This is a genomic window from Candidatus Colwellia aromaticivorans (assembly GCF_003333305.1).
Taxonomy (GTDB): domain Bacteria; phylum Pseudomonadota; class Gammaproteobacteria; order Enterobacterales; family Alteromonadaceae; genus Colwellia; species Colwellia aromaticivorans.
This window is the reverse complement of sequence record NZ_QOLD01000066.1, coordinates 58,700-82,108: the sequence shown is the minus strand read 5'-3', so window position 1 is coordinate 82,108 and position 23,409 is coordinate 58,700. Positions and strand designations below refer to the sequence as shown.

22 protein-coding genes are annotated in these 23,409 nt (G+C 36.8%); 12 read left to right on the top strand and 10 right to left on the bottom strand.

The annotated features are described in order from the left end of the window. Nucleotides 1-11 precede the first annotated feature (11 nt). The 3 genes from DWA31_RS10295 to DWA31_RS10285 are packed head-to-tail and all read left to right on the top strand — an operon-like array spanning nucleotide 12 to nucleotide 3,080. Nucleotides 12-917, top strand: coding sequence for an ABC transporter permease (locus tag DWA31_RS10295; protein ID WP_245942583.1), 906 nt, complete (start codon nucleotides 12-14; stop codon nucleotides 915-917). Between the two features lie 10 nt (nucleotides 918-927). Further along, complete coding sequence (locus DWA31_RS10290) at nucleotides 928-1,809, top strand: ABC transporter ATP-binding protein (RefSeq protein ID WP_114326498.1); 882 nt, start codon at nucleotides 928-930, stop codon at nucleotides 1,807-1,809. Nucleotides 1,810-1,859: 50 nt separating this feature from the next. Continuing rightward, a complete protein-coding gene (locus tag DWA31_RS10285; RefSeq protein WP_114326497.1) occupies nucleotides 1,860-3,080 on the top strand; it encodes an alginate export family protein in 1,221 nt (406 codons plus the stop codon). A 141-nt stretch (nucleotides 3,081-3,221) separates the two neighbouring features. Here DWA31_RS10285 and DWA31_RS10280 read toward each other — a convergent pair whose 3' ends face one another. Further along, entirely contained in the window at nucleotides 3,222-4,820 is a 1,599-nt protein-coding gene (locus DWA31_RS10280; RefSeq protein WP_114326496.1) for a cation:proton antiporter domain-containing protein, read from the bottom strand. Nucleotides 4,821-5,765: 945 nt separating this feature from the next. On the opposite strand from DWA31_RS10280, the gene DWA31_RS10275 reads away from it, so the two are divergent. Together DWA31_RS10275 and bamJ are read left to right on the top strand one after the other, a co-directional pair. Beyond that, a complete protein-coding gene (locus DWA31_RS10275; protein WP_114326519.1) occupies nucleotides 5,766-7,127 on the top strand; it encodes an IS110 family RNA-guided transposase in 1,362 nt (453 codons plus the stop codon). Nucleotides 7,128-7,410: 283 nt separating this feature from the next. After that, on the top strand, nucleotides 7,411-7,884 hold the full coding sequence (gene bamJ, locus DWA31_RS10270; RefSeq protein ID WP_114326495.1) for a BamJ family beta-barrel-assembly machinery protein: 474 nt from the start codon (nucleotides 7,411-7,413) through the stop codon (nucleotides 7,882-7,884). 97 nt (nucleotides 7,885-7,981) lie between these two features. On the opposite strand, the gene DWA31_RS10265 is transcribed toward bamJ, so the two are convergent. Continuing rightward, the gene (locus DWA31_RS10265) at nucleotides 7,982-8,335 is read right to left on the bottom strand and encodes an MGMT family protein (protein WP_245942582.1); all 354 of its coding nucleotides are present in this window, start codon (nucleotides 8,333-8,335) and stop codon (nucleotides 7,982-7,984) included. A gap of 85 nt (nucleotides 8,336-8,420) precedes the next feature. Between DWA31_RS10265 and DWA31_RS10260 the strand changes: the two genes are divergently transcribed. Then, complete coding sequence (locus tag DWA31_RS10260) at nucleotides 8,421-8,882, top strand: YaiI/YqxD family protein (RefSeq protein ID WP_114326493.1); 462 nt, start codon at nucleotides 8,421-8,423, stop codon at nucleotides 8,880-8,882. A 130-nt stretch (nucleotides 8,883-9,012) separates the two neighbouring features. Here the strand turns inward: DWA31_RS10260 and DWA31_RS10255 are convergent, their stop codons facing one another. Together DWA31_RS10255 and DWA31_RS10250 are read right to left on the bottom strand one after the other, a co-directional pair. Beyond that, nucleotides 9,013-9,846 carry an ion transporter gene (locus DWA31_RS10255; protein WP_114326492.1) on the bottom strand — a complete coding sequence of 278 codons (834 nt, stop codon included), beginning with the start codon at nucleotides 9,844-9,846 and terminating at the stop codon, nucleotides 9,013-9,015. A gap of 1 nt (nucleotide 9,847) precedes the next feature. After that, entirely contained in the window at nucleotides 9,848-10,501 is a 654-nt protein-coding gene (locus tag DWA31_RS10250; RefSeq protein ID WP_210725581.1) for an MBL fold metallo-hydrolase, read from the bottom strand. A 186-nt stretch (nucleotides 10,502-10,687) separates the two neighbouring features. Here DWA31_RS10250 and DWA31_RS10245 point away from each other — a divergent pair, with 186 nt between their 5' ends. Next, nucleotides 10,688-12,028: a sodium-dependent transporter gene (locus DWA31_RS10245; protein ID WP_114326491.1), complete on the top strand. Its 1,341-nt coding sequence runs from the start codon at nucleotides 10,688-10,690 to the stop codon at nucleotides 12,026-12,028. A 66-nt stretch (nucleotides 12,029-12,094) separates the two neighbouring features. On the opposite strand, the gene DWA31_RS10240 is transcribed toward DWA31_RS10245, so the two are convergent. Further along, nucleotides 12,095-13,423: a DNA recombination protein RmuC gene (locus tag DWA31_RS10240; protein ID WP_245942581.1), complete on the bottom strand. Its 1,329-nt coding sequence runs from the start codon at nucleotides 13,421-13,423 to the stop codon at nucleotides 12,095-12,097. Nucleotides 13,424-13,693: 270 nt separating this feature from the next. On the opposite strand from DWA31_RS10240, the gene DWA31_RS10235 reads away from it, so the two are divergent. The 5 genes from DWA31_RS10235 to DWA31_RS10215 all read left to right on the top strand — a co-directional run bounded on the left by DWA31_RS10235 (nucleotide 13,694) and on the right by DWA31_RS10215 (nucleotide 16,567). Further along, on the top strand, nucleotides 13,694-13,909 hold the full coding sequence (locus tag DWA31_RS10235) for a dodecin (RefSeq protein ID WP_114326490.1): 216 nt from the start codon (nucleotides 13,694-13,696) through the stop codon (nucleotides 13,907-13,909). A 95-nt stretch (nucleotides 13,910-14,004) separates the two neighbouring features. Further along, nucleotides 14,005-14,268, top strand: a complete 264-nt coding sequence (ybeD, locus tag DWA31_RS10230) for a DUF493 family protein YbeD (protein ID WP_114326489.1) — start codon at nucleotides 14,005-14,007, stop codon at nucleotides 14,266-14,268. Between the two features lie 55 nt (nucleotides 14,269-14,323). Next, nucleotides 14,324-15,016: a lipoyl(octanoyl) transferase LipB gene (gene lipB / locus DWA31_RS10225; RefSeq protein ID WP_114326488.1), complete on the top strand. Its 693-nt coding sequence runs from the start codon at nucleotides 14,324-14,326 to the stop codon at nucleotides 15,014-15,016. Further along, entirely contained in the window at nucleotides 15,006-16,028 is a 1,023-nt protein-coding gene (lipA, locus tag DWA31_RS10220; protein ID WP_114326487.1) for a lipoyl synthase, read from the top strand. The genes lipB and lipA overlap by 11 nt, the downstream gene beginning before the upstream one ends. 338 nt (nucleotides 16,029-16,366) lie before the next feature. After that, nucleotides 16,367-16,567, top strand: coding sequence for a hypothetical protein (locus tag DWA31_RS10215; RefSeq protein ID WP_114326486.1), 201 nt, complete (start codon nucleotides 16,367-16,369; stop codon nucleotides 16,565-16,567). Between the two features lie 348 nt (nucleotides 16,568-16,915). Here the strand turns inward: DWA31_RS10215 and DWA31_RS10210 are convergent, their stop codons facing one another. The 5 genes from DWA31_RS10210 to topA all read right to left on the bottom strand — a co-directional run bounded on the left by DWA31_RS10210 (nucleotide 16,916) and on the right by topA (nucleotide 23,142). Continuing rightward, nucleotides 16,916-17,650 (bottom strand): hypothetical protein, encoded by a 735-nt coding sequence (locus DWA31_RS10210; RefSeq protein WP_114326485.1) that lies wholly within the window; start codon nucleotides 17,648-17,650, stop codon nucleotides 16,916-16,918. Continuing rightward, a complete protein-coding gene (locus tag DWA31_RS10205) occupies nucleotides 17,620-17,841 on the bottom strand; it encodes a hypothetical protein (RefSeq protein WP_114326484.1) in 222 nt (73 codons plus the stop codon). The genes DWA31_RS10210 and DWA31_RS10205 overlap by 31 nt, the downstream gene beginning before the upstream one ends. A 748-nt stretch (nucleotides 17,842-18,589) precedes the next feature. After that, on the bottom strand, nucleotides 18,590-18,949 hold the full coding sequence (locus DWA31_RS10200; RefSeq protein ID WP_114326483.1) for a hypothetical protein: 360 nt from the start codon (nucleotides 18,947-18,949) through the stop codon (nucleotides 18,590-18,592). 605 nt (nucleotides 18,950-19,554) lie between these two features. Next, nucleotides 19,555-20,196 (bottom strand): GNAT family N-acetyltransferase, encoded by a 642-nt coding sequence (locus tag DWA31_RS10195; RefSeq protein WP_114326482.1) that lies wholly within the window; start codon nucleotides 20,194-20,196, stop codon nucleotides 19,555-19,557. 228 nt (nucleotides 20,197-20,424) lie between these two features. Continuing rightward, nucleotides 20,425-23,142, bottom strand: coding sequence for a type I DNA topoisomerase (gene topA / locus DWA31_RS10190; RefSeq protein ID WP_114326481.1), 2,718 nt, complete (start codon nucleotides 23,140-23,142; stop codon nucleotides 20,425-20,427). Nucleotides 23,143-23,409: the final 267 nt, after the last annotated feature.

The following is a 23,409-nucleotide window of genomic DNA, read 5'->3' as shown; positions in this document are numbered from 1 at the left end:
TAACTAATACGATGTTACTGCCTATTATTGGCATATTAATATTTCTATTTTTATGGTCAATCGCGGCAGCAAGTATTCAGACCTCGTTAGGGACGTTTCCTGGACCAAATGCTGTTGTTAAACAATTTTCTTCACTCTATAGCGAACATGTCGTAGAACGAGAAAAAGCAGAGGCTTTTTATGAACGACAAAAAATACGCAATTTAGCTAAACAACAGAAGAACCCAGACTACGTTGGAAAAATAAGAGCATACACGGGTAAGGAAACGTTTTTTGACCAAATTTTGACTAGCTTAGTGACGGTAACGTGTGGCTTCTTAGTTGCTGCAGCGATTGCTATTCCATTGGGTATTTGGATGGGACTCAATAAGCGTTTAAATTTAGCCTTAAATCCCATTGTGCAAATATTTAAACCAGTATCGCCACTTGCTTGGTTGCCATTAGTAACAATGGTTGTTAGTGCTGTGTATGTGTCTGATGACCCAATGGTATCAAAATCATTCTTAACGTCGTTGATCACCGTGAGTCTTTGTAGCTTATGGCCAATGGTAATCAATACATCGATTGGTGTTGCTTCAATCGACAGTGACTTACTTAATGTGAGTAAAGTATTACGTTTACCTGCATTTACTCACATAAAGAAAATAGTACTACCAGCTTCAATTCCTATGATTTTTACAGGCATGCGTTTGTCATTCGGTGTTGCTTGGATGGTACTTATTGCCGCAGAAATGCTAGCGCAAAATCCAGGTTTAGGTAAGTTTGTTTGGGATGAATTCCAAAATGGTAGTTCAGACTCCCTAGCACGCATCATGGCAGCAGTTATTGTTATCGGGTTTATCGGATTTTTATTAGATAGATTAATGCTACAACTACAAAGAAAAATATCTTGGGATAAATCAAGCGCAAGCGTTTAAGGACACAATTATGAATTCATCAGCTTTAGAAGAAAACACACAAGAACAAGCCTTTTTAAATATTAGTCAAGTCGATATGGTTTTTCCTACACCTACCGGTGGCTTTACAGCACTCAAAGATGTAGATCTTCAAATTGATAAAGGCGAGTTCATCTCACTAATTGGTCATTCTGGTTGTGGTAAATCAACAGTATTGAATATTGTTGCTGGACTATACCAAGCCACTAAAGGCGGTATTTTACTTCAAAATAAAGAAGTAAATGCACCTGGACCTGAGCGTGCTGTTGTGTTTCAAAATCACTCGTTATTACCTTGGTTAACTTCTTATCAAAATGTTGAGCTTGCTGTAAAGCAAGTCTTCAATAAAACCATGTCTAAAGGTGAGATGAAAGAATGGATTGAATACAATTTAAAACTTGTCCATATGGATCATGCCATGCACAAACGTCCAGATGAAATTTCTGGCGGTATGAAGCAAAGAGTAGGTATTGCGCGTGCTTTAGCAATGCAGCCTGAAGTTTTACTAATGGATGAACCATTTGGTGCTCTTGATGCACTTACTCGAGCTCATATGCAAGATTCACTCATGGAAATTCAAAATGAGCTTAACAATACTGTGATTATGATCACTCATGATGTTGATGAGGCAGTATTGCTTTCTGATCGCATTGTAATGATGACCAATGGCCCAGAAGCGACCATTGGAGAAATTCTAGATGTCAAATTAGAACGCCCTCGTAGTCGGTTATCGCTTGCCAAAGATGTTGAATATAACCGACTTCGCTCTGAAGTATTAACCTTCCTTTATGAAAAACAAAGAAAGGTAGAAAACATAACAAGTAAAACCACTGCCCCACAGGCACCCAAGAAAAAGATTGCCAACTCAAAATAACAACTTAAACCATTTTAAATTAAAACATGAAAAAAAAGGAAAACTAACCAATGACATTAAATAAAATAACTTTATGTTTAGCTTTAGCCTTAACGGGCACTTGTTCATCTATTGCTTATGCTGACTCACCAACATCAGACTCTATAACAGACGCATTAATTAACGGTAAAACGGATGTTAATGTAAATTTACGTTATGAAACTGTAGATCAAGACAATGCATTAAAAGATGCTGATGCATTTACTTTACGTACACGATTAACCTACGCTACGGGTGATTTTGCAGGGTTTTCTTCATTGATTGAATTTGAAGATTCTCGCAACGTGCTAGGGGTTGATGACTACAACAATACATTAGGTAAAAATACCGATTATTCAGTAATAGCTGATCCTGAAACTACAGAGCTTGATCAATTTTTATTGCAATACAAACAAAAATCTATTGCTATTAAAGTGGGTCGTCAGTTAATCACTATGGATAACCATAGGTTTGTTGGTCATGTTGGCTGGCGTCAAGACAGGCAAACATTTGATGGGGTAACGTTTGCTTACCAACCCATTAAAGGTTTAACGTTAGACTATGGCTATATTACAAAACGCAATAGAATTTTTGCCGAAGCCAAAGATATTGATTCTAAAGATCATATTATTAATGCAGGTTACAAGACTTCCTTAGGTAAGATTACGGGCTATGGTTACTTATTAGAAGTTGATAATGATACTGAAAATGCCTTAGACACCTTTGGTATTCGCTTCAATGGTGGTACGTCAATTGGTGAACAAAAAGTATCTTACCAGTTAGAGTACGCACAACAAGACGCTGATAGTGCAACTACATCATACTCAGCTGATTATATTCTGGCAGAGTTAAGCACGGCATTTTCAGGTGTTGGTGTAAAAGTTGGTTATGAATTATTAGGCTCTGACAGCGGTAATTATGGTTTTTCAACGCCTTTAGCTACATTACATAAATTTAATGGTTGGTCAGATCAATTTTTAAGTACTCCTAAAGAAGGTTTAGCTGACTTATATGCTAGTGTTGGTGGAAAAATTTCTGGTGGCAAATGGGCTGTTATTTATCATAAGTTTGATGCCGATGAGGCCTCTACGACAGTTGATGACTTAGGCTATGAAATTGATGCTGTGTATTCAAAAAAGTTTACTAAAAACTATTCCGCTGGAATTAAGTTAGCCTCTTATTCAGCTGGTGATTCAACCGCAGGAAAAGTTGACACTGATAAAATATGGGTATGGCTAAACGCTAAATTTTAATCCTTTATCACCACAACACCTTTCGTAAAAAATTAAATAAATGATGGTCAATATGACCATCATTTATTTTCGTTTAAAATCAAAAAACTCTTCACCAACCATTGCATCTATAAAGATAAAAAACTAATCACACGCTTTAAATCAAAGCATACTTTGCTTAACTAATAATATAGCTGTTTCATGTTGAGCATGAACAAAAGAGTTAATGTTAAAGTCAGACAACCCACTCTTTTCTTCAAGTGTATTAATTTTGACTATTAAGTTAGCATTCGGGTAATAACCAAGTACCGCTTCACAAATTATTTGTTTATTTTTTAATGTGTTAACCGTAATAATAATACTGCTTGTTTGTTCTACTTTTAATGATTCTAAAACAGGGACTTTATCCAAGTGACCAAAATAAGCGTCATAACCACGTTTTCTTGCTAATAATACATGGTGTAAATTATCAGAAATAATTAAAAAATTTACACCTTCGTTAGTTAACTCTTTAGCAACAATTCTGCCTAATATATCAAAGCCACATACGATAGTGTGGTTTGTTACTGTTACTGTTGTAATTTTATCCGCTTCAAAAAACTCAACAACAAACAACGATGCTAATTTATAAATATTACTCACCATAAAGGGCGTTAATATCATAGATAAAACGGTGATCAATATAAGAAAGCTTCCTAACTGCTCCGACAGAATATTTTGGTTTAATGCAAAAGCAAATATAGCGAATGAAAACTCCCCTACTTGGCATAATGCAACAGCAGACTTTATTGATTCACTTTTATCTGATTTTTTTCTCATCAAAAAATAGATGATGATTGCTTTTATCGCCATCACCAAGACTAATATACTCAGTACCCAATGTAGATGACTAATAAAATAAAACGCATCGATTTTTGTTCCTATAGAATAGAAAAATGCACCTAATAATAAATCCTTATATGACGATATATCTGATTCTACTTTTATATGGAATTTAGTTTCGGCAATTATCATACCCGCAATAAATGCCCCTAAAGAATAAGTAAATCCCATTTCATGAGCAATAAATGAAGCGCCTAAAACAATTGTAAAAACTGAACTTAAAAAAAGCTCTTCCATTCGAGCATTCGACGAGAAATGAAGTAACCAAGCAATTATTTTTTTTCCAATTGTGAACATAAAAATAATAATTGCGCTAGCATATAAAAATGTTTTCAATAAAATATCTGTTAGCGATAATTCATTATTAGATAAAAAACTCATTAATAATAAAATAGGGATCACTGCTAAGTCTTGAAAAACCAATATTGCGACTGACTTTTTACCGTATGGGGTAACAATATCTTTTGATTTTTTTAAGTAGGGTAATACGATTGCCGTTGAAGACAAACTAAATGCAAGAGCAATAATTAAGGACGAAGTTGCATCGATATTGAATAGATAAAATGCCCCAATAAAAATAACTAATGAGCTAATAACAACTTGTATAAACCCATTAAAAAAGATCAGTTCTTTCATCTTACCCAGTTTAGCAAAAGACATTTCTAAGCCTATCGTAAACATAAGAAAAACAATTCCGAATTCACCAATAAGTTCAAGGGAATGAAGGCTTTCACTACCATTAAAATCGAAAACAGTACTAACAATGGTACCTGTGAGAATATAACCAATAATATGTGATATGGAAAATTTGGTTAATACTATATTTATTACGCTAGCAAGTGCCAATGATATAGTAATAATAAAAAGTATGGAGTCCATATAAATCCTTAGGAAAAACTAAAATGTACATTAAAAAATAAAAAAACAACTCATCAGTACTATGCACATTACAGACCAGAAAAACACAATAACACCTCTCAAATAGATATAACTAATAAAACAAATTCAATAACTTAAAAACAATGTATAACACTACATTTCATAAAAGTATGATTTGATACTTATTCTCTCTCGTAAGCACCTTTATAGTGCGTTTGAACGACTGTTATTATAATAAATTTTGAAGTATTGATCTGTAACTTCATCTCAATTAATAACATGCCTATGTAGTTGGTTCAGGATCGTCATCTCCGTGATTTCTTTGCCTAGATGGATGTAGGTACTTAGCTTTGGTCTGGAACTACAAAGCTGAATCGGGGATCTAGTGTATTAAGCGCAATAGATCTTCGATCAGATACTTCGAAGATACGCTACATGGATGTAGTTTATTAGCAAAACAGCGGCTACGCCCCAACCATCTACTAGTAACATTGCTATAAGCATACACCAAAAATTTACGTCGTCATCCTCGTGGTGTTTTTGCCTACAGGACGTAGGTACTTAGCTTTGGTCTGGAACCACAAAGCTGAATCGAGGATCCAGTTTTTAAACACTATGGATTTCCGATCAGAGACTTCGGAAATGACGGTGTTCCAGTTTTATGTTTACTTAAAAATCAACATCTTAACTTTATGTTACTTAGAAGCACCTCAACGGCTACGCCCTAACCACCTACCAGTAACTTTGTGTGGCTCAGCTATGCTTTAGGTGCATACTTGAACAAAAAGCCTGAACTATCACTGGTGCCATAAAGCCCGCGTAGAAGCGTAGGCTCGGATAAGCGACCCCATCATTGGTGACGCAATTGCGATCCCGCTTAGAAGAATGCCGTTTTATTGATTATCCGATGTTCAAGCATGCTTTATTAGCATGGGAGAATATATGATGAAAGGCAAAAAAAATCGCACTAACACTCACAAAAAAAGATTGCAGCAGCATTTAGAGCACGTCAATTTGTATGCTGCGGGCATAGATATTGGCTCACGTGAACACTATGTTGCCGTGCCGCCCTCGTTGGATGAAGACTCAGTGAAAAAATTTGGCTGCTTCACCCCTGATCTTGAAGCGATGGCGGATTGGCTAGTGAAAATTGGTATCACCACAGTCGCCATGGAGTCCACGGGCGTTTATTGGATCCCTGCATTTGAAATTTTAGAAAGCAGAGGGTTAAAAGTTATTTTAGTGAATGCGCGTCATGTAAAAAATGTTACGGGTCGTAAAACAGATGTAAAAGATTGTCAGTGGTTACAGCAATTACATACTTACGGCCTACTTCATGGCGCTTTCAGACCAGAAGATGACTATGTGAGCTTGCGTGCTTATATGCGCCAAAGAGAGACAATAGTTTCTCATTTAGCCAGCAAAATCCAACACATGCAAAAAGCCCTTAGACTGATGAATGTATTATTGGATAATGTGGTGTCTGATATAACCAGTCAAACAGGTATGGCTATCATTAGAGATATCTTATCTGGCATTCGAGATCCAAAAGAGTTGGCTAAAAACCGAGATTGCCGCTGTAAAAATAGCGCTGAAATTATTGCTAAGTCTTTAGTAGGGAATTATCGAGATGAGCATTTGTTTGCTTTAAAGCAGTCCGTTGAACTTTATGACTTTTACAATGCAATGTTAGACGAATGTGATCACGTTATTTGCCAGTATTTAAGTACATTGCGCACACAGGCTGATGCAAGTGAGAGACCAGCACAAAAAAAGCGCAAAAAATGTAATTCCAATGCCTTGCGCTTTGATGCCAGTATCAATTTATATGAGTTGTGTGGGGTAGATCTGACCGCTATTGATGGTATGGAAGAGCATGGTTTACTGAAAATTATTGCCGAGACAGGCATTGATATGTCGAAGTGGGCAACCGAAAACCGTTTTACTTCTTGGTTGGGATTGAGTCCAAACAATAAAATATCGGGTGGCAAGGTACTAAGCAGCTCAAGTATAAAAACCAAAAACAGAGCAAAACAAGCGTTTAAGATGGCTGCATTTTCGCTATCGAATTCAAGATCTGGTTTAGGCGCATTCTATCGGCGACTAAGAGCACGAATTGGCGCGCCAAAGGCTATCAGTGCCACGGCACGCAAACTAGCGGTGATATTTTATAAAATGCTTAAAAATAAAACGGAATACCGAAAGCAATCTCAGGAAGAATATGACGAGCTTCATAAAAGCAGGGTGTTGAAACAGCTTAAGCATAAAGCTAAGCTGTTTGGTATGGAGTTGATTGCAAGCGAATGACTCCTTTAAATTCATAGACTTAGAGGGAGTTACTTAGAAGGCAATGCAGGAGCATATTGACCTGACGTACTACAGTTACATCCTGAGTTAACTGCATAGCCATGATTAATAATGACTTATGGCAGCTCCTAAATTTGTATTCAAAACAATAAGTGTATAGATAGCCTTTGAAGGTTATCGGCCTTCAAAAAATAAAAATACACTATCAAAATTTAAATTTAGTTATATAACCTAAAGAAACGAATGCTAGAATACGCAACTCTATAAATTAATGAGATAAGTTATGAAATATGTTGTTTTGGTTATCATTGCATTGGCGGTATTCTTTTACTCGAGACACTCGAATAATAAAAATTCAGCGACAGCACTTGAAAATGTTGCTATAGGTCAAACTTTTTTAACACAGAACAAAGCAGTAGAAGATGTATCTGAAACTGCTTCAGGGTTGCAATATCAAGTATTAGAACGAGGCAAAGGAACTGAACATCCAACCGCCAGCTCAAAAGTAATGGTGCATTATCACGGCACTTTATTAGATGGTACTGTATTTGATAGTTCAGTAGATCGAGATAAACCTATCAGTTTTGGCTTAAATCAAGTGATAAAAGGTTGGACTGAAGGAGTTCAATTAATGGTAGTTGGCGATAAATTCAAATTCTTTATTCCTTCAGAATTAGGCTATGGCAATAGCGCCGCAGGAAAAATAGCACCAGGTTCATTGCTTATTTTTGAAGTAACTCTATTGGAAATTCAATAATTTCATAAAATTTAGATAAGGCATGTGCATTGTAGTGAAAGTACTTTTATGCAGTCTAGCAAGAAAAATTTATACCATGGATGCTATGAAGTGATATTTAAAATTCCAGCGAAAATAATAATTCAGCTAGATCTGGCTGCCACTGAAATTCTTTCAATTTAATCTTTGAGCCGATAATCACCACTTGTTCATCTTGTAAAAGCTGCCTTTGCTTTTCAAAATGTTCGCTGCCGATAGGAAAAGAAATTTTTCCTTGCGCGTTTATTACTCTATACCAAGGAACTGCCTGCCCTCGCCAACCCGATTCAGGCACACACCCTAATGCCTTTCCGACTAAACGCGCCCTACCTGGTAAACCGGCTAAATCAGCGATTTGACCATAAAAAGCTACCTTTCCTTGGGGGATAAGCTGAATAGTTTGCCAAATTTGAGCATAGTGCGGTTTTATCAATTTATTCACATTAATCGCTACTGAATACGTTATGATGCTCCATAATAGCATTTATTAAAGATAACTATGAATATTGAGAGTAACCATGAAAATTTGGGTTGATGCCGATGCTTGTCCCGTCGTAATAAAAGAGATTTTATTTAAAGCGGCCGAACGTACAAAAATCACGACAACCTTAGTGGCAAATCATCATATTCGTATACCACCATCAAAAGTCATTCATTTTATGCAAGTGAGTTCAGGGTTTGATATTGCAGATGATGAAATTGTAAAACGCGTAGAAGAAAATGATTTGGTTATCACGTCAGATATTCCACTTGCCGATGAAGTGATAACAAAATTAGGTATAGTATTAAGTCCACGAGGTGAGTTATTTACCAAAGAAAATATAAAGTCTCGACTCAATATTCGTGACTTTATGGACACCATGAGAGCAAGTGGTGTGCAAACCGGTGGACCTCCACCGTTAAACCAAGGTGATAGACAAGCGTTTGCCAACCACTTAGACAAGATTATAATGCGCTATCAAAAGTCACAAAATACCTAGCTATTCTATACCCGTAATCATTCAAAATGCTCGATTCAGAGTGCATTTTGAATGGTCACGGGTATATGTGCCTACTTTACTGCGCAAGTGATAATCAAAACACTTGCCACAGTATGAATAATTTCACTCACTAATTTGGTTTCGATTGCTTTAATAACAATGCTTTAATTTCACTTAGCTCATGTTCAAGTTTTTCAATTTGAGCACGACTAGCTGGCTCCCCTCCCTCAACACTTTCGCCATGTTGTTCTGCACGGAAAATTTCATGTTCTTGACTCATAACTTCAAGTACAGTGCCCACCATCATATTTAAGAAAATAAAAGCGGTTAAAAAGATAAAGCTCAGATAATAAACCCAACTTAAAGGATGCACAGTCATGGTTTCATACATTACGTCGGTCCAATCTTCAAACGTTGCTACTCTAAACAACGTTAACATTGAGATTGATACATCTCCCCATAGCACTTCATTAATTTGATGAAAGAACATGCTTCCTATCGCCGCGTATATATAAAAAATAACGAACATTAACAACGCAATATAGCCCATACGCGGAATAGCTTTGAGCAGAGCATTAATTAACAAGCGTAATTCTGGCACCATAGACACTAATCTTAAAACTCTAAATACTCGTAGTAATCGTGCCAGCAATACACCCGAGCCACCAGCAGGAATTAAACTACCGATAACAATTACCGTGTCAAAAATGTTCCAACCACTATGGAAAAATTTCTTTTTCTTGGGAAAAGCTAAATAGCGAATAACAATTTCTATCACAAAAAAAATGGTAATTGCTAAGTCTAATAACGCTAAAACAGCGACAATATTCGCTGATAAATTATGCGTTTTAGCACCAATCAATAACGCAGATAATAAAATAACGGCAATAATAATGCCTTGAAAAATTTTACTTGAATCAATTTTTTTAAGGCGTCTCTGCGCACGAAAAACAAAACTAGCCATATTATCTATTTGCACCAACAGCTGAATCACTAACAAACGGATTATTGCGTCGCTCTTGACCAAACGTACCCATAGGACCATGACCAGGAATGAAACGAACATCATCTCCAAGAGGAAAAAGATTATTGCGAATAGAGTTTATTAATGTTGCATGGTCACCACGAGGAAAGTCAGTTCTGCCAATCGAACCTTGGAATAAAACATCCCCTACTTGTGCTAATTTTGATTCACGATGGAAAAAAACCACATGACCTGGTGTATGTCCTGGACAGAAATAGACTTCTAAAGTGATATTGCCAAAACTAACCGTATCACCTTGATTCAAAAATCGGTCTGGTGAAAATGATTCCGCATGAGCAAAACCAAAACGCTGCTTTTGATCTTCAATCCTATCTATCCAGAATTGGTCTTCTTTATGAGGACCTTCAATTTCTACACTGTAATGCTTTGACAAAGCATCTGTTGCGCCAGCGTGATCAATATGCGCATGAGTAAGAAGTACTTTAGCTAAGGTTAGTTGATGTTTATCAATAGCTGCAATCACTCTCTCGATATCGCCACCGGGATCAACTACCGCTGCCTGCATCGTTTCATCGCACCAAAATAAAGTACAATTTTGTTGAAAAGGTGTAACGGGAATGATTTGAAATTGCAGCATAATAAACTCTTTGAAAAGTACAGAAAAAATTTGCACGATAATAACATAAATTACGGTAATTAAATCACCATTAATATGTAACAAAAACGAATAATTAATACCTCGCCTTCCCACCTTTACTCAGACAACTTTACTCGGTAAGCTCACAACCTATAAAATTTATCCCTAATAATTATAAACGCTATGTCATCACCCACTAATTCTCGTGACTCATTCCATTCCCGTATTGGTTTTATTTTAGCTGCGGCAGGCTCTGCTATTGGATTAGGAAATATTTGGGGATTCCCAACTCAAGCAGCTAACAATGGTGGTGGCGCCTTTTTATTTGTCTACCTTATCGTAACGGTATTGCTGGCAGTCCCTGCATTGTATGCTGAGGTTTATATTGGCAATCAAGCGCAAAAAAATCCGGTAAGTGCGCTAATACAAGCTTGTGGTGAACGTTTTAAAAATACCGGGCGTAACGCCGGCATTATAGGTTTAGTTGGCGCTATGATGATGCTTAGTTTTTACACTATTGTTGCTGGCTGGATGTTAGCGCATGCGTTAAGTGCCTTATCTGAACTATTTGGCTTTATTGACTTGGCCAATTGGCTGTCAACGTCGAGCACTTTACGTAATATTATTTTTACCCCTATTTTTCTGTTATTAGGCGCTTTTATTATTCATCGAGGTGTTCATGCGGGCATAGAACGTTGGTCTGGACGATTAATGCCTATTTTATTAATAATGCTAATTGGCTTAGTTATTTATATTTTGCAACAAGATGGCGCACAAGAAGGTGTTGCCCTTTATTTAATTCCTGATTTTAACCAAGTATTAGAGCCAAAATTAATTATTTCAGCCATGGGGCAAGCCTTTTTTTCTCTTTCTATTGGCGTTGGCGGCATGATGGTATACGGCTCATATATGAAAAAAGGACAAGACATTGGCAAACTTGTATTGTCTATTGCCGCCCTTGATACTTTTATTGCTTTCTTGGCTGGATTACTGATCATACCGGCTTTATTTGTCGCTCAACATGCAGGACAAGAGGTTTTTCGTGATGGTAATTTAATTGGGGAAGGACAGCTGATTTTTCAAATTTTACCCTCATTATTTGCTTCTATGGGCTCAGTGGGTTTAATCGTCTCTTTTAGTTTTTTTACTTTATTATCTATTGCAGCACTAACCTCTACTATTTCATCAACCGAAGTCCCGGTGTCTTATTTAGTTGAGGATAAAAATATAAATCGAAAACGCGCGACTTGGTTAGTATCTGCCGCTGTATTCGTAGCTAGCATGACTTTAGTCGCATTTTTTGATGTATTATTTGGTTTAGTCATTCAGCTACTTACCACCATTTTACAACCCTTAATGTCACTGTTTTATTTCATTGTAGTGGGTTGGGTTTGGCAACGAGGCAATCAGCTTACCGATTTAGCGCAATTACAAAACAATCGTAAATTAAAGGCCTTTGGGTTTTATTTACGCTATTTCTGCCCTATTCTTCTTATAATTGTTTTCATTAATGTTGCATTTTAAAGTCAATAAATAAGCAAACTATGTATACCAAACTTCCTCGTTTTCCAATGTCATGTTAGATAGTCATTAACTCACAGTAGAAATAGCATTATCAACTGGCTCTTGCTCTTGCAGTTCAACTTGTTCAATTTTTTCAAAACGACTCGATATTTTATCCGCCGAAGTATGAATTTGCTTCACGTCAACTGCTGCTTGATCTATGTGTTTAGCTAGGCTAGAAAAACGACTTTTGAATCGATTAAAATCTTGTGCTAAATCAGATAAATGTGCTTGAATAATATGTATTTGTTTTCGAGTCGCTTCATCTTTTAACACCGAGCGTGCGGTAGTTAAAATAGCCATTAATGTGGTAGGTGAAGCTAGCCAAACCCGTTTTTTATTGGCAAAATCGACTAAATCACTTTGATGACCATGGATCTCAGCAAAAATAGCTTCTGCAGGAATAAACATAATCGCACCATCAGCCGTTTCATTATCAATTAAATATTTATCACTAATATCAGTAATATGTTTTTTAATATCAATTTTAAACTGGCGTTGTGCGGCTTTTCTATCAGAGTCTGCTTGTTCAAAGTCCATCATTTTACGGTAGTTTTCTAGTGGGAATTTTGCATCTACTACTACGTTACCCGTTGGTTGTGGCAAAAATAATATGCAATCAGCAATTTTGCCATTTGATAACGTATGTTGTAGTTTAAAACTTTGCTCTGGTAAAACATTACGAATCAAGGAGTTTAATTGTACTTCACCAAATGCGCCACGAGAACGTTTATCATTTAATACTTCTTGTAAGCTCACAACATTGGTTGATAATTCGGTGATCTTTTTTTGTGCATCATCAATTAATGCTAATCGCTGTAAAATATCGCTAAAGGTCTTAGTGGTTTTTTCAAAACCTTCTGCTAAACGTTTTTCTACCTGACCGCTAATTTCTTGCAAGCGTTTATCTGTCGCTTGGGTAAGCACATCAATACGTTTAGTCATTTGCTCACTACTTTGTATTAACGACTTACTCAGCTCTTCTCTATTTGCTTGCGTTGTTTTATTTAGGTGACTTATTAACTGATCAAGCGTTTGATTTTGGTTATGACTGAGAGTTTGGTTAAGTTGTTCTTTTTGGCTATTCAACTCTCTTAATAACTTAATGCGTAAATCAGCCATTTTCTGCTCAAAAACGCTAGAGAGTTGTAATTGCTGCTTATCAAAGCATTGTGCTAACACATTATTTTGTGTACTTGAAAAAAGCTCAATCGTTGATTGTAGTTTAGTTATTTGAGTACTTTGCTTCACAACAAATAACAACACTAATAATAAAACTAACAATGAACATATGAGAAAAATAACTAATAATTCAGGTTGTTGTAAAGAGAACACCATATAAGCAAACCAAAACACTGTAAATAATACCAGTCATTTAATCATAACTTTTCATTTACAACCAGTTATTTTAAATAAGTGCCATAATGTCATTCTTTACATCGTTATGAATGGGTACTGACAGACCCACAACTTGTGCACCATGTGCATTGGTGATGGGCAAAGTATAATTTTCAAATAGATAACATATTTAAAGAGCTACATTTTAGTAGCTCTTTTTATTTACTCGCTAAAAAACTTATATCTACTATCTTTAACTTATCCCTATTAAATATTAAAGGACATGTTATGTCTCATCATCATACTTACAAAAAACTAGAAATGGTTGGCACTTCACCAAACAGTATTGAAGAAGCAATTCAAAATGCGATAACAGAAATAGCCAATAGCGTTAATAATTTAGATTGGTTTGAAGTGACAGAAACTCGTGGGCATATAATAAACAACAAGGTTGCACATTACCAAGTTACCCTTAAAATTGGTTTTCGAATTGAAAATAGCTAGGTGAGTATTTTTTTTAACAACTATTAATGATAAAATAGGATGATTATTATCCTAGCGCTTTATTTTCGCTATCTTATGTATTTGTAGAGAAAAACATGAAAACCCATTTCGATGAATTATTAGACTTTCCCACCGTATTGAACTTTAAAGTTATGGGTGTCGCCTGCGATGAATTACCCGATTTAATTATTGCTGAAATACAAAAGCATACGCCTGGCGATTACATACCCAAATTACGGCCTAGCTCTAAAGGTAATTATGTTGCGGTGTCAGTAGCGGTAACCGTCACCAGCAAAGAGCACATTGAAAAAATTTATGAAACACTAAATGCCATTGAAGAAGTTCGCTACGTCCTATAATTGTTTCAGCGTAAAATTCAGGTGTACTTAACAAAACAAAATTAAATAAGGTTTTATCGTGAAAAGCGCATTGATTATTCGGCAACTGTCGAACATGAACTATAGTGAGGTTTGGCATGCTATGCAAAACTTCACTGATAATCGCGATGATAAAACCTGTGATGAACTGTGGTTAGTTGAACACCCGCCAGTTTTTACCCAAGGACAAGCAGGCAAAGAAGAGCATTTATTAATGCCTGGCGATATTGAAGTAGTCAAAGTTGATAGAGGCGGCCAAGTAACTTATCACGGCCCCGGACAACAAGTGGTCTATTTTATGATTAACTTACGCCGACGAAAAATAGGCATTAGACAATTAGTAACCTTGATCGAAAATGGCATTGTTGCCGCACTCAAGGACTATGACATTAACGCGTATCCAAAACCTGATGCGCCAGGTGTTTATGTTGATGGAAAAAAAGTAGCGTCACTCGGCTTACGGGTAAGAAAAGGCTGCTCTTTTCATGGTTTAGCCCTCAATGTTAATATGGATTTATCGCCTTTTTTACGGATTAATCCATGCGGTTATGCAGGCCTTGAAATGGTACAAACATGCGATTTGCAAGGACCACAAGATATAGAAAGCGCAGGCAATGCCTTAGTAAAACATTTAATTAACTTGTTTGATTCCACAAACGTTGAATATCAAACAGGATTACCTCAAAGCGATATAACAGCACTTAAGCAAGAGCAAACAAATGCCAAATAATGACGTTACCATAAAAAATGCCGCAGCGAATACTGCTGCTAATACAACGAAAAGATCAACCAGAGTTGCCCCAGGCACCAAATTACGTGACGCCGATAAATTGGCTCATATTCCAATTAAAGTTGTTACCTCTACTCGTGAAAGCATGTTACGCAAGCCCAGTTGGTTACGCATAAAGCTGCCTCGAAGCAGTGAACGTGTCGATAAAATCAAGGCTAACTTACGTGAACATGGTTTACACTCTGTGTGTGAGGAAGCGTCTTGCCCTAACTTATCTGAATGTTTTGATCACGGCACAGCCACCTTTATGATTTTAGGTGACATTTGTACTCGCCGTTGCCCATTTTGTGATGTAGGTCATGGCCGTCCATTAGCAGTAGATAAAGATGAACCCAAAAAACTCGCATTAAGTCTTAAAGGTATGCCATTAAGCTATGTAGTAATCACCTCGGTTGACCGTGATGATTTACGCGATGGCGGTGCACAACAATTTGCTGATTGTGTTAGAGAAATTAATGAGCAGGCACCCGGTACTAAAGTAGAAATTTTAGTACCTGATTTTCGCGGTCGTATGGACAGAGCGCTAGAAATATTAAATCAGCATCCGCCACATGTATTTAACCATAATTTAGAAACTTCACCGCGCTTATATACTAAAGCACGTCCGGGTGCTAACTATCAATGGTCTTTAGATTTGTTGAAAAAATTTGGTGAGGCAAATCCAACAGTTACCACTAAGTCAGGCATCATGGTTGGCTTAGGTGAAACTAACGAAGAAATACTACAGGTAATGCGTGATTTACGTAGCCATGGTGTAACAATGCTTACTATTGGGCAGTACTTACAACCGAGTAAAGATCATCTACCCGTAGAACGTTATGTTCATCCTGATGAATTTGATATGTTTCAAGAAGAAGCGGTAAAAATGGGCTTTGAACATGCAGCCTGTGGGCCATTGGTGCGTTCTTCTTACCATGCTGACAAACAAGCTGCTGGTGAAGAAGTCAAGTAAACAAAGAGCGGAACTTTTATTGATACACGGGTATTGATACACGGGAATAGTTTTTTGTGTACTAAATTGTATACTGATTTAGTTGAGCATTACAGAATTCACTTATTGGTAGATTTTGGCAGGAAATGTTCTACAAACTGGCAGTATTTAGTGCTCTGGTCTAAAATATAAGTGAGAAAGGGTTATGATATTTCCACTCAGGATGTATGAGTTGGTGTCTATATCAAAAGTAATTCTTTTTGAGGGTCTTGTATAAGACGCATATATAAACAGTTTTCACGTCTCACGAGATCGATTTTAGCTTATAGAAAATATTGGCCAAACAGGAGAAAACTGTCATGTATAAGACTACTACAGCAACATATACAGATAAAATTGCCATTGAAAATGTGGCTGATGAACTGGTGAATAAGGATATCCCAAGGGAAAATTTTTTCATCGATGATAAAACTTTACAGGTCAAAGTAATGATGCCAGAGACTGCAGAACAGGAAATATTGGATATCCTCAACCGTCATGGACCAACTGAGGTTCACTAAGCAAGTAACAGTCCAGAGCGGTCAAGCAGTGTAGCTACTGACAGCAGAAACAGATTTAAGGAACTGGTATAATAATCTGCGATGAAATGCTCAGTGATAAACTTTAAAAACAGGCTAATAGCCTGTTTTTTTTGGCTTCGGTACAGAAACCGTCATTAATTTGTAAGCCAGATGAAGTCGGTCATGCCCTCAAACAACGGCAATAAAACCCTAAGGTTAATCCACGCTGGAATATCACAAGCAAGCATTGGCCTGGCAATACCATAAGCTTGTGCTAATTCACAACCTAGTTGTAATTATAATTTTCTGTAAATGAATCCATCTTAAACAGCTTAGGTTATGAGTCAATTAACCTGCTACCTGACGCTTTTTCCAAAACCATGCGGCGATGGGCACTAAAAAAGTAGCCCACAGCCATTGCCAGTTATTCTCAAAAAATGACGACATCTTACTAATACCGGAAACCTTCACTTTAATCACTCTATCGAATGACTCAATTAACTTATAAGTTGTTTCTCCGTCAACTTGAATAGCAATTGAAACAGCTAAATGTAAGGCGTGCACGCCTTCGGTTGAAGGTTTTGCTTCCCATTGCCATTTTGTTGTACTGCCGCGAGTGAGTAACTGCAACTCAGGAGTAACATTGCTAATTATAAAGTCGGTGCCCGTAAGGTGAGCGAACATGCGTTTATACACTGCAATTTGTGCGCTGTGTTGTTCCCCTTGCACGGTAATTTGCTGCTTTAATTGCGATTGACTTTTTTCTAAATCTAAAAGCAGCTGAATATGGGCTACTTCATCAATACTAATTTCAGGTGGCACATTAAAAGCAATATTGCCTTTAACTAATGACTTAATGGTTTGCTCTTCTGGTGTTAGTTGCTCGGTTTCTGGTGCAGAAAGTATTGTTGGAACTGTTGGGCCTGCGGCTGTGGCAGGCAAATCAATATTGCCACCATTGAGTATTATTTCTTGGATATGTCTTATTTCTTCCTCTTCGCTAGCAAATTCATTGTTATTCTTTCTAAAACTACTCTTACTTTGTGGTGCCTTTAACTTTCCCTCGCCACATTTACCTTCCATCTGACTTTGCGCATTACGCCTTTTACTGGCACTGGCTTCATCAATTTTTCAGGCCCCTCTATAATTTCAGGGGCTTCAATTACGGGTTCCGGTGCTTGTGATTTAACTTTATCGGGTTTACTTTCTTGAGAGCAACTGAAAAGTAAAAATGTGACAGTAACTATTAACCATAATTGGAATAAACCACGCATAACTGCCTCTTTATGTTTTATGTTTTATGTTTTATGTTAGGGATATTAACCCAGAGCATTAAACTTATAAGGCTTATGCGAATACCACTAAGCTTATGATGTGACAATAAAGCTTAAGAGCGACCAAGATAAGAGTACAACCAATTTCCGAGAATAATAATTACTATATATATCTTAATAAAATGTATCTATTCACCATACCTAGTATTCCCGTCATTCCAGTTGTGTCTTTGCCTACAGGACGTAGGGTCTAGCTTTGGTCTGGAACTACAAAGCTGAAGCTGGAATCTCAGTGTTTAAAATTCTAGACTCCCGATTTAAAGACCTCGGGAGTGACATAGGTGAATAGTTACAATAAAATTATAGTCAAAATAATTAACTAACAAGGTTTAATATGCCCTTTTTATGATTAGTTTAAATAAGCCATTAGGTTTTTTCTCTTTAGAGTGCTAATGTTTTCGCTAATAAGAAGCCGGTTTTTGGTAACAGTGATACGAAGACAGATATTGCGAGTTCTGTTTTAATCTACATCATTGCCCAATTTTGTTGTGTCACTACACTTGTTAGCGTTGAAGGGTGAACTAATGAAGTGTGCGCCTTACTTGTCCCACATGCTTCCTTGCCAATTCAAAATCGTTCCAAAAGTTTCACATGTGTCGCAATGCCACTCAATAATAGTTAGATTGACCACAAATAATAGAGACTCATTCAGTCGCTTTGATACGAAAGCGAAAATAGCCCACTGTATTTAGTTCTGATTAATTTGTTTGTTAGCAGTTTTATTCATAGATATAAAAGCAGCAATAAAAAATAAAATGAACGCTACAAATGTTCCAATAGTGACCTGTTCTTTAGTTAAAAATTCGAAATAAAACAAGCTCTTTTCAATTAGCGCTATAACAAAACCAAAGGTAAATAAAATATATTTACCTACCTTACCATTCGCTTTAAATAATTTAGCTAACAAGTACCCAACAACTGGAATAAATGACCAAAAAAGAACAACAACAACGGAAAAAAACAGTGCTGAAATAGACATGTTAAATTGAAATATTTTAACCGCCAAAAGGCAAACTTGTACTAAAAGATAACCAAAATATAAATGCATCACAAAACCTTTTTAAACGGCTAACGCCCCGTCAAGCTGAAATAAACTGTTGATTATAATATCGGACAGAGTGAAAACAACCAACAGTTTTTACCCGCTTGAACTCTTTGTAAGGTAACAAATTACTTAATAGTTGTATTATTTAAAGAATATAGCATCTCCATCGACAAATTCGAAAGTAACGCGCTAGTTACCGCTTAAAGTAATCGACCAAACCCTATGATTCTGGTCAAGCAGCATAAGACACAGACAAGCACCTGAACACACTTATATATTTGTAGCGTGTATAGAATTTCATATCGAATGACGATTCCCATTCGGGTGGGAATTTACCTTTTATTTCTAACAATCTTGATACTGTACTGGAACCTATCGTAAGCGAATAAACCTACATAAATAGTAACTTAAAAGACAATGATTCCCGTGTAACAGTCTATATTACGTTACACATTGTTATTGAATTTATTAAATTAGAAAGGGTGTTTTTATAAATAAAAAATAAAATGGAGCGTAGTCATTATCAATAATCTTCTGAGTAAATTGCATAGGCTAATAAAAGAGTTGGCCTAGTCAATGATAATTTAAGCCTAAAAGTGTTTCATACGTTATTTATCACGATAATGCACCATCAAGGCACCTGATACCTTACCAACACATACATCTTGAATAAACTCGTAGTTAGCATCTTCAAAAAAAGCTTTAAACTTTCCTGAGGTAGCATAAACAGCAACACCTTCACTATCGCCATGTTCTTTTAATACCGTGTCAACTGCTGCCATTAAATGTTGACCAAAACCATGGTTTTGATGTAAAGGATGAATAGCAATAAAAGACAACATATGGAATTTTTTTAAGGGTACGGCTGCCATCACTTTTTGCTCTTTTTCTATCATCTGCTTAGTACTGAAATATCCAGCGGTAAGTAACATTTTAAGACGCCAATGCCAAAACCTATCAGTGCCAACACTATCATCAGGACTATTTAAACACGCAACCCCAACCATAGAGTCTCCAAGAAATAAGCCAACCATAGGCTGTTTAGCTTGCCAAAACGCACTTAACTCTTCTCTAATTGATGCTCTTATTCTTTGCTCATAACCTTCTTTTTCGCTATTAAAAATTTCTAAAAAAACAGGATCATCATGATATGACTGAAACAGTAAAGATGCAGCAAGTTTTAATTCTTCAGCACTCAAGTAAGCGGCCCTGATATCAAGATTACTTTCCACTGATACATTGTCTGACATAGTTATTCTCCCAAGAAACTCTTACTTTTTGACTATTATTCATAGCAATTGCACTCATTAATTCAGTTGCTAAATTATAAGAGAATAACCATAACAGTTTTTTTAAAAAAAAGGTTAAATAGATTTACTAGAAGGTGAAAAATACCCAGTTCAGTGTGAGTTACTGAACTGGGTTAAAATAAGGTATAAAGTATTTATTCACCTAGGGTAGGGGAAGTGGTTACAATATTACTTTGTTTTCTCTGTTACTTTTTTTGTAGCCGTTTTTTTAGTCGTAGCTTTCTTTTTCGCCGGTTTTTTCTTAGGTTTAGGGATGTCCTCTACCCACTTATTATCAATGTATTTTGCTGTCCAGCCAGTTGCTTTTGGCTTCCCGCCCTCTGTTGGAATTTCGGTCATTACGTACTGTTCTTTCGTTTTACGACTGTAACGTACTACCGATAAATTGCCTTCATTATCTTCTGAGGGCGCATCAGCTAAATAATAAAATTTACTCGATATTCTATCTCTAAAGCGTTGTAGCTCAGCAACTTTTGGTGCTCTAGTTTCACGTGAACGCGGGAAAGTGTTCGCAGCTAAAAATATACCCGCGGCGCCATCTCGTAACACAAAGTGCGCATCAGATTTTTCACATTCAAGCTCAGGTAATTGCACCGGATCCTCTTTAGGCGGAGCAGCTTCACCACTAGCAAGTAGCTTACGAGTATTTTTACATTCACTGTTGGTACAATCAAAATACTTACCAAAACGACCTGATTTTAACTCCATATCAGCTTCACAGCGATCACATTCTAAAACGGGACCATCATAACCCTTAATTTTAAACGTACCCTGCTCTACTTCAATACCATCACAAACAGGGTTATTACCACAAACATGTAGCTTGCGGGTTTCATCAATTAAATAGCTGTCCATCGCAGTATTACATTTTTTACAACGGTGCATAGCACGTAATGCTTCAGTCTCTTGATCTTCAGCTAATACACTGACGGCTTCTTCACCCGCGGTTAAGTTCATGGTAGTAGTACAACGCTCTTTTGGCGGCAATGCATAGCCTGAACATCCTAGAAAGACTCCTGTTGAAGCAGTTCTAATACCCATTTTTCGCTTACACGTTGGGCAGTCTATATCCGTTAAGACTGGTGCATTGTTACGCATGCCACCATCATCAACGTCTTTATTCGCCAGTGCTAATTTTTTACTGAAATTTTTATAGAAATCATCTAATACTGCTTTCCAATCTAAGCTACCTCCTGCAATGGCATCAAGCTCTTGCTCCATATTTGCAGTAAAGTCATAACTCATCAGTTTTTCAAAACTCATTGATAAACTATCAGTGACTATTTCACCCATTTTCTCAGCATAGAAACGTTTTTTATCTAAACGGGCATAGCCTCTATCTTGAATAGTAGAAATGATTGACGCATAAGTAGATGGGCGACCTATAGAGCGTTTTTCTAATTCTTTCACTAAAGACGCTTCACCAAAACGTGCTGGTGGTTTGGTAAAATGCTGAGTTGCGTCTAAGTTATCTAAAACTAATACTTCACCAACGGCTAAATCAGGTAAGTGTTTATCATCACCTTTTGATAATTGCGGATGCACTTTAGTCCAACCATCAAACTGCATCACGCGACCTTTCGCTTTTAAATCAAACTCGGCTGCGCTAATTGTTAAAGTACTAACGGTGTAACGCGCTGCGGTCATTTGACAAGCAACAAATTGACGCCAAATTAAATCATAAAGTTTTTTAGCATCAGCATCTATGCCTTCCATAAAGGCAGATTCTACTTTTACATTTGATGGACGAATAGCTTCATGTGCCTCTTGAGCGCCCGCTTTTGAGCCATAGGCTTTTGCCTTTTCAGGCAAGTAGTTTTCACCAAAGCTTTTAGCGATATAATCGCGACACATTTCAACGGCATCTTTACTTAAATTAGTTGAATCAGTACGCATATACGTAATGTGACCCGCTTCGTATAAACGTTGAGCTAAGCCCATAGTACGTTTAACGCCATAGCCTAATTTAGTGCTTGCCGCTTGTTGTAATGTAGAGGTAATGAAAGGTGCAGACGGTGTACTTTTTGACGGTCTATCTTCACGTTTGCTCACAGCATAATCTGCTGAAGTTAACACCGCTAATGCTTTATCCGTATCGGCTTTATTAGTCGGTTTAAACGTTTTACCATTGTTATGAGTAACATCTAGTGCTAATGCTGCGCCTTTGCTTTCTGGAGACGTTGCATGAGTGTCTGCGCTTACCTCCCAAAACTCTTTTGGATCAAACGCTTTTATTTCACGCTCTTTTTCAACGACTAGCTTAACTGCAACTGATTGTACGCGTCCTGCAGACAAACCACGGGCCACTTTTTTCCATAAAAGAGGGCTAACCATAAAGCCAACCACTCTATCGAGAAAACGACGTGCTTGTTGAGCATTAACGCCAGGCATGCTTAATTCACCTGGTGTAGCAAAAGCCTGTTGAATTGAGCTTTCGGTTATTTCATTAAAAACTACGCGACGAAATTTATCATCATCGCCACCAATAATTTCTTTTAAATGCCAAGCAATCGCTTCTCCCTCGCGATCCAAATCGGTTGCGAGATAGATAATGTCAGCTTTTTCTGCAAGCTTCTGAAGTTCAGTAACAACTTTCTCTTTACCGGGAAGAATTTGATAATTAGCTGCCCAGTTTTTATCTGGATCTATTCCCATACGATTAACAAGTGTTTGCTTATCGCGCTTCGCTTTATATTTAGCCTTTGCTTCAGGTGCCATTTTTCGCACTTCAGTTGGTGATTTAGTTGCGACCTTTTTACCGGTGCTGCTATGGGGTAAATCACGAACATGACCAACGCTAGACTTTACAATAAAGTCTTTACCTAAATATTTGTTAATTGTTTTCGCTTTGGCTGGCGACTCGACAATAACTAGTGATTTTGCCATAAAAATTTATAATCCTGCTAATTCGACGGTTTATCTAGTTGAGAAGATAAATTTATTTTTGTTTTTTTATTCATTCAATATTTGACTAACAAAGTGCGAGCATACGCTTTAATCTCACTCAAATAACGTTAAAAATTGTTTCACTTAAAAAATACAATTGCATACCTATTTATAGATATATCTATAAATATGCAAATTGACAAGCATTTATTTTTGAATCAATTTGAGATATATAACAAGTTAATGCTTTTAGCTATAATGCTTACC